Genomic DNA, 11,616 nt, shown 5'->3' with positions numbered 1-11,616 from the left:
CCGCGTGCCCGGCCGCGCCGCCGTGCAGCCTGAGCCCAGGGGTCAGGGCGTGAGGCTGGAGGTGCTCTGGCCGACCGCCAGGCCGGCGCGAATCGCTGCCAGGGCTGCCTGGTAATAGGCCTTGCCCTCACTGGATTCGGCGAAGGTCGCGAATTCTTCCAGCTCGGTGTCGGACAGGTCCCGATAAACGTACAGCAGGGTGTTGTTCAGGTCGTTGCCGATCTGCTGCATCAATCGCTGGCGCTGACCGTTGAGCATGCCCTGGGCCTGCCCCCCTCCCAGCAGGCCGGGAATCATCTGGCTCAGGCTGTCTGCGGCGACTCCGGCGATCGCCAGGCTGACTTCCGCGCCGGCTTCCTTGGCCGGTAGCGCCTGGGCCAGGTGGCCGATGATCAATTGGCGGTTATCACTGACCTGCATCTTCGGCAGGCCCTGGGCATTCTTGGCCAACTGGTCGCGACGGGTGGCCAGCAATTCGGCGGCGACGATCTTGCGGCCCAGGGGCGACTGGAAGAAGGCCAGGGCGGGAGCGGGATTGGCGAGATGCTGGCGCAGTTGCTCTTCGGCGCGACGGTCCACGGCCTGGGGCGCGAAGCGCTGGTTGCTGTTGTCCACCAGGGCCTGGTAGACCGCTGGCGGCAAGCTGTTCTGGTAGCGCTGCTGGGCGGCGCTCAGGGCATCGTTGAAATGCGCGCGCTGTTCCGGCCAACCGGCGACCTTGTACAACTGGTCGTGGCTGTCTGCCCAGGCAGGCAAGGCGCAGAACATCAACAGTGAGAAAAGCAAACGGCGCATAAGGACTCCTGTCAGCAGGCGACTATTCTCCGGGGCAAGGCGATGGTTGTCGAGAATTCGTATCAGGATCGCCCGCTAAAGTAATGAGTGGAAAGTGCATTGGAAAAAAATGCGTAATCCTCCGCTCTGTGGCTCTGTCAGATTTATCTGATGCTGGATACTATGCGCGCCATGCAAATACCCTCTGATCATCCGCTGTTGTTGCGTATCGTCGACGACCTGGCCGCCTGTGGCTGGTCGCAGCAGAATGTTTTCCTGTCCGAGGGTCTGACCCTCGAACTGGCGGCTGAGTGCCGTAAACGTGCGATAGAAGGTGAGCTGGCGCCTGCGGCGGTAGGACGTGGCCCGGCTCAGGAAATACGCGAGGGTATTCGCGGCGACCATATCCAGTGGCTCGAGCCCGGCCAGGCCGAGGCTGTCGATACCTATCTGGGGTTGATGGACAGCCTGCGCGAGGCCCTCAATCGAGGCCTGTTTCTCGGGCTTGAGGACTTCGAGTGCCACTTCGCAATGTACCCGCCGGGGGCATTTTACAAGCGCCACGTGGACCGCTTTCGCGATGATGATCGGCGCATGGTCTCGGCGGTGATCTACCTCAATGAGCAGTGGCTGCCCGATCACGGCGGGCAATTGCGCATGTACCTCAATGACCAGGGGCAATACGATGTGGTCCCTGTCGGGGGGCGGCTGGTGGTGTTTCTTTCCGGTGAAGTCCCCCATGAAGTCCTGCCCGCGACGCGGGATCGCCTGTCCCTGACCGGCTGGTTCCGGCGTCGTGGTAACGAGCCGTTCTGAATATGCACAAGATCCTGGTCAGCCGCTGCCTGTTGGGCCACCGCGTGCGCTACGACGGCGGTGCCAGCGGCCCGTTCGATCAACTGGCCGCCTGGCTGCAAGAGGGGCGGGTGGTTGCGCTGTGCCCGGAGGTGGCCGGCGGCTTGCCGACGCCACGGGCGGCGGCGGAGATTCCTGGTGGGCAAGGCGTCGATGTGCTTGAGGGCCGGGCACCGGTGATGACCACGGAAGGCGAAGATGTCAGCGCCGAATTCCTCTCTGGTGCTCGGCAGGCCCTGGAGTTGGTGGAAAAGCACGGGATCCGCATCGCCGTGCTCAAGGCCAACAGCCCGTCCTGCGGCAATGTGCTCACCTATGACGGCACCTTCAGCGGCATCAAGGTTCAGGGCGAGGGCGTGACTGCGGCGCTATTGCAGCGCCATGGCGTGCAAGTCTTCAGTGAGCTGCAGCTGCCCGAGGCTGCTGCTGTCCTGGCCGCCCTGTAGCCGCAGCTTGCGGCGGCTATCGGGCAAGGATTACTGCCCGGCTTCAGCCTTGGGCGGTTTGCTCGCATCCATGCCGAACCACTTCTCCGACAGGGCCATCAGTCGCCCATCTGCCTTGATCCGCTGCAGGGCGCTGTCCAGGCTCGCCTGGAACGCCGGGTTGCCTTTCTGGAAGGGAATCGCCAGGCTCAGGGTCGGGCCCACCTTGGCTCCTTCCTTTACCGGCAGGCGACTGTCGCGAATGGCGTAGGGAATCAGCAGGCGGTCGCTGATGGCCGCGTCGATCTGTTTGTCCGCCACATCCTTGATCGGTTGCTGGGCATCGGCATAGCTGCGCAGGTTGATGCCTTCCACGGTCCGTGCCTGATCAACGAACTGGCTGCCCTGAGCCACGCCCAGCGCTTGCCCACGCAGGGCCTGGAGGGAAAACAGCGGGCGTTGTTCTTCCTTGCGCACGATCAACTGGGCACTGGAATAGCTGTAGGGCTCGCTGAAGTCGAAACGATCCTTGAGTTCCGGGGTCACTGCTATGTGGTTGATGGCCACGTCGAACTTGCCGCTCTCCACACCTGGCAGCAACTCGGCCGCCGCAGTCACCACGAAGTCCGCGCGCACGTCCAGTTCACTGGCCAGCAACTGCCCCAACTCCACCTCGAAACCGGTGAGTTTGCCGTCATCCTTGAAGTTGAAGGGCGGCGTATTGGCTTCCAGGGCGATGCGCAGTTCCCCGCGGTCATTGATGTCGTCCATCAGTTCGGCTTGAGCGTAAGTGCTCACAAGGGGCAGCAAAAGTAACAGGCCAGGCAGGAAACGCATGGTCACTCCTTGAATTTATATGAGCGATGCGCCGTTCAGGCTCGCTTTGCTAAGGTGTTGAGTGCCTTCGACAACGAATCGCCACGAAGTTGTCATAACCGTAAAAGATTTGCGGAAAAACTGGAGAAGATAATGAAAATTTTTATGTCGCGTGCTGCATTGGCCGGTCTGTTGCTGGGAGCTTCGATGCTGGCCGGCGCAGCGGAAATTCCTCGTACTGAGGCACCAGCGGGCGCCAAGGTGTTTATCGTTTCCCCGGCCGATGGGGCCACCGTCGACAAGACCTTCAAGGTCAAGTTCGGCGTTGAAGGCATCGCCCTGGCCCCTGCCGGCGACCAGACCGCCAACACCGGCCACCATCACCTGCTGATCGATGTCGAGCAACTGCCAGCGGAAAACCTGCCAATCCCAATGGATGCCAATCACCTGCATTTCGGCAAGGCGCAGACCGAAACCGAAGTGACCCTGACTCCGGGCAAGCACACCCTGCAGTTGGAGCTGGGTGACAAGAACCACGTGCCGTTCAACCCGGCAATCGTCTCCAAGAAAATCACAGTGACAGTGAAATAATCGTAAACGCGATAAAAAAGGGAGCCCAGAGGGCTCCCTTTTTTGTGCCGCCAAGATTTCTTAGAACAACACGCGGCAACGGATGGTGCCGTTGATGTGCTGCAGCTTCTCTTGCGCCAGGTCCGAGTACTCGGCGTCGACGTCGATCACCACGTAGCCGACCTTTTCGTTGGTCTGCAGGAACTGACCGGAGATGTTGATACCGTTTTCGGCGAAGACCTTGTTGATCTCGCTCATCACGCCCGGGATGTTCTCGTGGATGTGCAGCAGGCGGTGCTTGCCAGGGTGGGCAGGCAGCGCCACTTCCGGGAAGTTGACCGAGGAGACCGAAGTACCGTTGTCGCTGTACTTGACCAGCTTCTCTGCCACTTCCAGGCCGATGTTGGCTTGGGCTTCAGCGGTGGAGCCGCCGATGTGCGGAGTCAGGATCACGTTGTCCAGGCCGCGCAGCGGGCTTTCGAACTCTTCGTCGTTGGAGCGCGGCTCAACCGGGAACACGTCGATGGCTGCGCCGATCAGGTGCTTGTCCTTGATGGCGTCCGCCAGGGCGTCCAGCTCGACCACGGTGCCACGTGCGGCGTTGATCAGGATGCCGCCTTTCTTGATGGCACGGATTTCCTTTTCGCCGATCATCCACTGAGTGGCCGCAGTTTCCGGCACGTGCAGGGTGACGATGTCGGACATGCCCAGCAGCTCGTGCAGGTTGCCCACCTGAGTGGCGTTGCCCAGTGGCAGCTTGGTCACGGTGTCATAGAAGAACACCTGCATGCCCAGACCTTCGGCCAGGACCGACAGCTGAGTACCAATGGAGCCGTAACCGACGATACCCAGCTTCTTGCCGCGGATTTCGAAGGAGTTGGCTGCGCTCTTGATCCAGCCGCCACGGTGGCAGGAAGCGTTTTTCTCAGGGATGCCACGCAGCAGCAGGATGGCCTCGGCCAGTACCAGCTCGGCGACCGAACGGGTGTTGGAGTAAGGCGCGTTGAACACCGCGATGCCGCGCTCGCGAGCGGCGGACAGGTCAACCTGGTTGGTGCCGATGCAGAAGCAACCCACTGCGACCAGTTTCTTCGCGTGGTCGAAGATCTCTTCGGTCAGTTGAGTGCGGGAGCGAATACCGATGAAGTGTGCATCGGCGATCTTTTCCTTGAGCTGGGCTTCCGGCAGAGAACCGGTGAGGTACTCGATGCTGGTGTAGCCGGCGGCCTTGAGGACGTCGACAGCGGATTGGTGGACGCCTTCGAGGAGAAGGAACTTGATCTTGCTCTTATCGAGAGAAGTCTTGCTCATCTGCGTAAACCTGTGTCCCGGAGAAAAATGGCAGGGAAATGGACAGCTTGAGCTGACCTGGACGGCATGAAACCGCCACCGCAGAAAGGCCCTTGGGCACTCTCCTGCGGGGGCGGTATGCTAGCATACGCGCCCCGCTAAACACTCATTCCTGCGACGTGAAGCGTTCTCAGGATGACCATGAATTGTTCGAGAGTTCTGTCGATGACCAATCCTGCCCTGATTGATGAGCTGAAGACCCTGGTTGAGCCTGGCAAGGTGCTGACCGACGCTGACTCCCTGAATGCTTACGGCAAGGATTGGACCAAGCATTTCGCCCCGGCCCCCACGGCCATCGTTTTCCCCAAGACCACCGAGCAGGTCCAGGCCATCGTGCGCTGGGCCAATCAGCACAAGGTTGCGCTGGTGCCCTCGGGCGGGCGGACCGGGCTCTCGGCCGCTGCCGTGGCAGCCAACGGCGAAGTGGTGGTGTCCTTCGACTATATGAACCAGATTCTCGACCTGAACCTGACTGACCGCACTGCGGTGTGCCAGCCGGGGGTGGTCACCGAGCAACTGCAGAACCTGGCGGAAGAAAACGGCCTCTACTACCCGGTGGACTTCGCTTCTGCCGGCTCCAGCCAGATTGGCGGCAATATCGGCACCAATGCCGGCGGGATCAAGGTGATTCGCTACGGCATGACCCGCAACTGGGTGGCCGGCATGAAGGTGGTCACCGGCAAGGGCGACCTGCTGGAGTTGAACAAGGATCTGATCAAGAACGCTACCGGCTACGACCTGCGCCAGTTGTTCATCGGCGCGGAAGGCACTCTGGGCTTCGTGGTCGAGGCCACCATGCGCCTGGACCGGGCGCCGAAGAACCTCACCGCCATGGTGCTCGGCACCGCCGACTTCGACTCGATCATGCCGGTGCTGCACGCTTTCCAGAGCAAGCTCGACCTGACTGCCTTCGAATTCTTCTCCGACAAGGCCCTGGCCAAGGTCCTGGCCCGTGGTGATGTGCCGGCTCCATTCGAGTCCGACTGCCCGTTCTACGCCCTGCTGGAATTTGAGGCCACCACTGAAGAAGTGGCCAACCACGCCCTGGAAACCTTCGAGCATTGTGTCGAACAGGGTTGGGTGCTGGACGGGGTGATGAGCCAGAGCGAAACCCAGCTGCAGAACCTGTGGAAGTTGCGGGAATACATTTCCGAGACCATCTCCCACTGGACTCCGTACAAGAACGATATCTCGGTCACCGTTTCGAAAGTGCCGGCTTTCCTCAAGGAAATCGACGCCATCGTCGGCAAACACTACCCGGACTTCGAAATTGTCTGGTTCGGTCACATTGGCGACGGCAACCTGCACCTGAACATTCTCAAGCCGGACAACCTGAGCAAGGACGAGTTCTTCGCCAAGTGCGCCACGGTCAACAAGTGGGTGTTCGAAACCGTCGAGAAGTACAACGGTTCGATCTCCGCCGAGCATGGCGTGGGCATGACCAAGCGTGATTACCTGACCTACAGCCGCTCGCCGGTTGAGATCGAGTACATGAAGGCGGTCAAGGCAGTATTCGATCCGAACGGCATCATGAACCCGGGCAAGATCTTCGCTGCTTGAATGCAAGCAGCGCCCTGATGAAGCACAAGAGCAGGAGTCGGTAATGAGCTATCAGCACCAGTATGTCGACGGTACCCGGATTCATTTCCCTCTGGGCAAGGTGGTATGCATCGGTCGTAACTACGCCGAGCATGCCAAGGAGCTGGACAACCCGGTTCCCACTGAGCCCCTGCTGTTTATCAAACCCGGCAGTTGCGTGGTGCCGCTGGAAGGTGGTTTTGCCATTCCCACCGAGCGCGGCTCGGTGCACTACGAGGCGGAAATTGCCGTGCTGATCGGCAAGCCGCTGTCTACCAATCCCAGCCGCGAAGAAGTGCTGGACGCCATCTCAGGCTTCGCCCCGGCACTGGACTTGACCCTGCGGGACAAGCAGGCCGAGCTCAAGGCCAAGGGTCTGCCTTGGGAAATCGCCAAGTCGTTCGATGGTGCGGCGGTCATCGCGCCATTCGTGGTGGGCAGCAGTTTTGCCGACCTGAGCGATATTGGCATTCGCCTGACCATCAATGGTGAGGTGCGCCAGGACGGCAACAGCCGCGATATGCTCAATCCCATAGTGCCGATGATCCAGTACATGGCCGGCTGCTTTTCCCTGCAGGCCGGCGATGTGATTCTCACCGGTACCCCGGTTGGCGTCGGGCCGCTGAATGTCGGTGATGAGCTGGTGCTGGAACTGCCGGGCGTCAGTCGCTTCACCAGCAGCGTCCGTTGATCGGGAACTTTCTGCGAGGGCCCGGGAATCCGGGGCGCCTCGTAGAAAGCTCATGGCCTTTAACCGTTTTTTCACATTCGTTCCGGATAATTCCTAAGTTTATGGTTCGCCGATCTGAAAACTGCGTGCTATTAACTATGGCCGACCTCTGGAACTCTTGTGATGGACGCCGCTCCTCTGACTAAGCCTCTTGGCAATCGTCTGTCGCGTATTCGCCTGCGCATGCGCTGGTATTCCTGGCTGCTGCTGGCGGGGGTGATCTGCTATGGCGTTGCCAGCCTCATGCATTGGGACGATCGGGGAGCGCTCTGGGTGCAGGAGCGGTTTGTCAGTTCTTCCGAGCGCAGCGCCAGCATCTGGCTGCCCGGTTATCGCGTGGTCATCGATGCCAAGGCGCTGCCTGGCATGGAGCGTGATGAAGCCTCCGATCTTTCCTACAACCCACAGACCAAGACCCTGTTCTCAGTGATGGGCAAGCATCCGTTCCTGGCGGAACTGACCCTGCAAGGCGACGTTCTGCGCAAGATCCCCCTAGTGGGCTGGAGCAACCCGGAAGGGGTGGCCGTTCTGGAGAACGGGCTGCTGGCGATTGTCGACGAGCGCGAACATTCGCTGGTGATCGTCAAGGTCGATGCGGATACCAAAGAGCTGAATATCGCGGCTTTCCCCAAATACGACCTGGGCCCTTCGGAAGACCAGAACAAGGCTTTCGAAGCCATCGCCTGGAACCCGCGCAAGCAGCAGCTGCTGTTGGGAGAGGAGCGTCCACCGGCACTGTTCACCTGGAACAGTGATGGCAGTCAGGTGCTCACGGGCAGCAAGCAGAAGCTCTCCAGCGACGAACTCGACCTGCGCAACCTCTCGGCCTTGGGCATCGATCCGCGTACCGGTCATACCCTGGTGCTGTCCGCCGACTCCCATCTGCTGCTGGAGTTGGACGAGCAGGGTGAGCAAGTCAGCTTCATGGCCCTGCTCGGCGGCTTCAACGGCCTGCAGAACACCATTCCCCGGGCCGAAGGCGTGGCCATGGATGAGGCCGGCAACCTGTATATGGTCAGTGAGCCCAATCTGTTCTATCGCTTCGAGAAGCAATGATCTGCTGGTCCGGCGCCTTTGCCGGACCGTCGATTAAGCTTGAATTCAGACGGCTGTGATATTTCATCAGCCTGTCCTGATTTCGAGTTCGCCCGCAATGTTTCGTCTGACCCGCTTGCAACCTCTCTACCTGATCCTCTGCCTGATGGCCGTGCTGCTTGCCGCATTTGCCCATAACCATCGGTTGTGGCAGCGCGCCTGGTTCGATTGGCAATCCTACTGGCAAGTGACGACCCCCCATTCCCTGGGCCTGGGTGACTATCGAGTGGTGCTGGAGGCGCAGCCTATTGAGGGGCTGGATGAGGTTTCGGCGCTGACCTACGATCCGCTGCGCAACAGCCTGTTCACCGTGACCAACAAGAATTCCGAGCTGGTCGAGCTGTCCCTGGACGGGCAGGTCCTGCGGCGTATTGCTCTGCTGGGCTTTGGTGATCCGGAGGCAGTGGAGTTCATCAGCGCCAATACCTACGTGATCAGCGATGAGCGGCAGCACCGGTTGATCAAGATTCAGCTGGACGATGAAACCACCGTGGTGGATGCGGCAGAGGCGGAGCAGATCACGCTCGGCGTGCACCTTTCGGGGAACAAGGGCTTTGAGGGCCTGGCTTACGATTCACAGGGCCAGCGTTTGTTCGTCGCCAAGGAGCGCGACCCGATGCTGATCTATGAGGTGCAGGGCTTTCCCCATCACGATCCGGAAAAGTCCTACGGGGTGCATGTACTTAACAACCCCAAACGGGATGCCGGGCTTTTTGTCCGCGACCTCTCCAGCCTGCAATACGATGAGCGCAGCGGTCATCTGCTGGCCTTGTCGGACGAGTCGCGTCTGGTGGTTGAGCTGGACGTCGAAGGGCGCCCGCTGAGCACCCTGGCATTGGGCAAGGGCCGCCAAGGCCTGAGCAAGGCCGTGCCTCAGGCCGAAGGGATGGCGATGGATGACGACGGCACCCTGTATCTGGTGAGCGAACCGAACCTGTTCTACGTCTTCAAGAAACCGATGTAGGAGCTGGCTGGCCAGCGAAGAGGCTTGCAAAACCGCCTTCGCCCGTCCGCCGGCTCCTTCCCGCAGGGCTGGCTCAGGCCTTGAGGGTTTTTACCCCTTCGGCTGTACCCAGCAGCAGTACATCCGCAGGGCGCGCGGCGAACAGGCCATTGGTGACCACGCCGACAATCCCGTTGATCTGGCTTTCCAGCTCCACCGGGTTGGTGATCTGCATGTTGTGCACGTCGAGGATGATGTTGCCGTTATCGGTGATCACCCCTTCGCGGTACACCGGGTCGCCGCCCAGTTTCACCAGTTCGCGGGCTACGTGACTGCGGGCCATCGGGATCACTTCAACAGGCAGTGGGAAGTTGCCCAGGACCGGTACCAGCTTGCTGGCGTCGGCGATGCAGATAAAGGTCTTGGCCACGGCGGCCACGATCTTTTCCCGGGTCAGGGCTGCGCCGCCACCCTTGATCAGGTTCAGGTGCTCATCGCTCTCGTCGGCACCGTCGATGTAGAACTCCAGGTCGCTGACGGTATTGAGTTCGTACACGGGAATCCCGTGGCCCTTGAGGCGTGCGGCGGTGGCTTCGGAGCTGGCTACGGCGCCGTCGAAGGCGCCCTTGTGCAGGGCCAGGGCATCGATGAAGCAGTTGGCGGTGGAGCCGGTACCGACCCCGACGATGCTCTTGTCATCGAGTTTCGGGAGGATAAGGTCGACGGCGGCCTGGGCGACTGCCTGTTTGAGTTGATCCTGGGTCATGCGGGCTCCGAAGCGGGCAAGGGGGGCACAAAGGCCGGCATTATAGGCGCCGCGGCAGATCAGGTCATTGCCCGTTTGGCTTCTCGGCTCGTTCGGGGCGCGGCTAAAACCTCTGTATTCGTGTGGTCGTGCAGACAAACGCTGGGTTAGACTCCCTGGCCCTGCCCAACCCGCTCAGTGATGCTTTCCGATGCTCGAACAGTACGTCAAGAAGATCCTCACCTCGCGCGTTTATGACGTTGCCGTAGAAACCCCATTGCAGACTGCCCGCCAGCTCTCCGAGCGGCTGGGCAATCAGATCTGGCTCAAGCGTGAAGACTTGCAGCCGGTGTTCTCGTTCAAGATTCGTGGCGCCTACAACAAGCTGACCCAGCTCAGCGATGCCGAGCGCGCGCGCGGCGTGGTCACCGCGTCGGCGGGCAACCATGCCCAAGGCCTGGCCCTGGCGGCCAAGGTGCTGGGGGTCAAGGCCACCATCGTGATGCCCAAGACCACGCCGGAGATCAAGGTCGAAGGCGTGCGTTCCCGTGGCGGCAAGGTGGTGCTGCATGGCGACTCTTTCCCCGAAGCACTGGCCTATTCGCTGAAGCTGGTGGATGAAAAAGGCTACGTCTATATCCATCCTTACGACGATCCCCACACCATTGCCGGGCAGGGCACTGTGGCCATGGAGATCCTGCGTCAGCATCCGGGACCGCTGGACGCGATTTTCGTGCCGGTGGGCGGTGGCGGGCTGATCGCCGGTATTGCCGCTTACGTGAAGTACCTGCGTCCTGAGATCAAGGTGATCGGTGTCGAGCCGGACGACTCCAACTGCCTGCAAGTGGCCATGGCTGCGGGTGAGCGGGTCGTGCTGCCGACGGTGGGCATCTTCGCCGACGGTGTGGCGGTGGCGCAGATCGGTCAGTACACCTTCGACATCTGCAAGGACTATGTGGATGAAGTGATTACCGTCAGCACCGACGAAATCTGTGCGGCAATCAAGGACATCTACGACGATACCCGCTCGATCACCGAACCTGCCGGCGCTTTGGGCGTGGCGGGGATCAAGAAGTACGTCGAGCAACGCGGTATCACCGGGCAGACCCTGGTGGCCATCGATTCCGGAGCCAACGTCAATTTCGACCGCTTGCGCCACGTCGCCGAGCGCGCCGAGCTGGGCGAGGGCCGTGAAGCCATCATCGCCGTGACCATTCCCGAGAAACCGGGCAGCTTCAAGGCGTTCTGCGAAGCGGTGGGCAAGCGTCAGATCACCGAATTCAACTACCGGTACAACACCGGCAGCGAAGCCCACATCTTTGTCGGCGTTCAGACTCACCCGGAAAACGATCCGCGCAGTGCTCTGGTCGCCAGCCTGACCGATCAGGGTTTCCCGGTGATCGACCTGACCGACAACGAACTGGCCAAGCTGCATATCCGTTACATGGTCGGTGGCCATGCGGAGAAGGTCAGCGACGAAGTGGTGCTGCGCTTCGAATTCCCGGAGCGTCCGGGGGCGCTGTTCAACTTCCTCAACAAGCTGGGCGGGCGCTGGAACATCTCCATGTTCCATTACCGTAACCATGGCGCGGCCGATGGCCGAGTGGTCGCCGGCCTGCAAGTACCGGCCGATGAGCGTCATCTGGTGCCGGCGGCCCTGGAGCAGATCGGCTATCCGTACTGGGATGAAAGCGATAACCCGGCTTATCAGCTGTTCCTCGGCTGAACGACTACG

The 11,616-nt window shown here is 60.9% G+C and carries 12 protein-coding genes; 8 read left to right on the top strand and 4 right to left on the bottom strand.

Annotation, left to right across the window (positions count from 1 at the left end):
• Positions 1–42: 42 nt before the first annotated feature.
• Complete coding sequence (locus P7C00_RS30705; protein ID WP_346633293.1) at positions 43–795, bottom strand: DUF2059 domain-containing protein; 753 nt, start codon at positions 793–795, stop codon at positions 43–45.
• 162 nt (positions 796–957) lie between these two features.
• Between P7C00_RS30705 and P7C00_RS30700 the strand changes: the two genes are divergently transcribed.
• Positions 958–1,590, top strand: a complete 633-nt coding sequence (locus tag P7C00_RS30700; RefSeq protein WP_346633432.1) for a 2OG-Fe(II) oxygenase — start codon at positions 958–960, stop codon at positions 1,588–1,590.
• Between the two features lie 2 nt (positions 1,591–1,592).
• Positions 1,593–2,075, top strand: a complete 483-nt coding sequence (locus tag P7C00_RS30695; protein ID WP_404937865.1) for a DUF523 domain-containing protein — start codon at positions 1,593–1,595, stop codon at positions 2,073–2,075.
• 30 nt (positions 2,076–2,105) lie between these two features.
• On the opposite strand, the gene P7C00_RS30690 is transcribed toward P7C00_RS30695, so the two are convergent.
• Positions 2,106–2,891 (bottom strand): transporter substrate-binding domain-containing protein, encoded by a 786-nt coding sequence (locus tag P7C00_RS30690; RefSeq protein ID WP_404937864.1) that lies wholly within the window; start codon positions 2,889–2,891, stop codon positions 2,106–2,108.
• 132 nt (positions 2,892–3,023) lie between these two features.
• Between P7C00_RS30690 and P7C00_RS30685 the strand changes: the two genes are divergently transcribed.
• Complete coding sequence (locus tag P7C00_RS30685; RefSeq protein ID WP_346633290.1) at positions 3,024–3,461, top strand: DUF4399 domain-containing protein; 438 nt, start codon at positions 3,024–3,026, stop codon at positions 3,459–3,461.
• 60 nt (positions 3,462–3,521) lie between these two features.
• Here P7C00_RS30685 and serA read toward each other — a convergent pair whose 3' ends face one another.
• Positions 3,522–4,751, bottom strand: coding sequence for a phosphoglycerate dehydrogenase (gene serA / locus P7C00_RS30680; RefSeq protein WP_011064084.1), 1,230 nt, complete (start codon positions 4,749–4,751; stop codon positions 3,522–3,524).
• A 204-nt stretch (positions 4,752–4,955) separates the two neighbouring features.
• On the opposite strand from serA, the gene P7C00_RS30675 reads away from it, so the two are divergent.
• From P7C00_RS30675 to P7C00_RS30660, 4 genes are all read left to right on the top strand, one after another.
• Positions 4,956–6,350 (top strand): FAD-binding oxidoreductase, encoded by a 1,395-nt coding sequence (locus P7C00_RS30675; protein ID WP_346633289.1) that lies wholly within the window; start codon positions 4,956–4,958, stop codon positions 6,348–6,350.
• Between the two features lie 43 nt (positions 6,351–6,393).
• The gene (locus P7C00_RS30670) at positions 6,394–7,059 is read left to right on the top strand and encodes a fumarylacetoacetate hydrolase family protein (RefSeq protein ID WP_346633288.1); all 666 of its coding nucleotides are present in this window, start codon (positions 6,394–6,396) and stop codon (positions 7,057–7,059) included.
• A 162-nt stretch (positions 7,060–7,221) separates the two neighbouring features.
• The gene (locus tag P7C00_RS30665) at positions 7,222–8,154 is read left to right on the top strand and encodes an SdiA-regulated domain-containing protein (protein WP_283988105.1); all 933 of its coding nucleotides are present in this window, start codon (positions 7,222–7,224) and stop codon (positions 8,152–8,154) included.
• Between the two features lie 97 nt (positions 8,155–8,251).
• Positions 8,252–9,157 carry an SdiA-regulated domain-containing protein gene (locus P7C00_RS30660; protein ID WP_346633287.1) on the top strand — a complete coding sequence of 302 codons (906 nt, stop codon included), beginning with the start codon at positions 8,252–8,254 and terminating at the stop codon, positions 9,155–9,157.
• Positions 9,158–9,230: 73 nt separating this feature from the next.
• Here P7C00_RS30660 and rpiA read toward each other — a convergent pair whose 3' ends face one another.
• Positions 9,231–9,902, bottom strand: a complete 672-nt coding sequence (gene rpiA, locus P7C00_RS30655; RefSeq protein WP_346633286.1) for a ribose-5-phosphate isomerase RpiA — start codon at positions 9,900–9,902, stop codon at positions 9,231–9,233.
• A 190-nt stretch (positions 9,903–10,092) separates the two neighbouring features.
• Here rpiA and ilvA point away from each other — a divergent pair, with 190 nt between their 5' ends.
• The gene (gene ilvA, locus P7C00_RS30650) at positions 10,093–11,607 is read left to right on the top strand and encodes a threonine ammonia-lyase, biosynthetic (RefSeq protein ID WP_346633285.1); all 1,515 of its coding nucleotides are present in this window, start codon (positions 10,093–10,095) and stop codon (positions 11,605–11,607) included.
• Positions 11,608–11,616 lie beyond the last annotated feature (9 nt).

The organism is Pseudomonas sp. JDS08PS003 (assembly GCF_045013505.1).
Classification (GTDB): Bacteria; Pseudomonadota; Gammaproteobacteria; order Pseudomonadales; family Pseudomonadaceae; genus Aquipseudomonas; species Aquipseudomonas protegens_B.
Note: the sequence above shows the minus strand (reverse complement) of the source record. Positions and strands in the feature narration are given on the sequence as shown.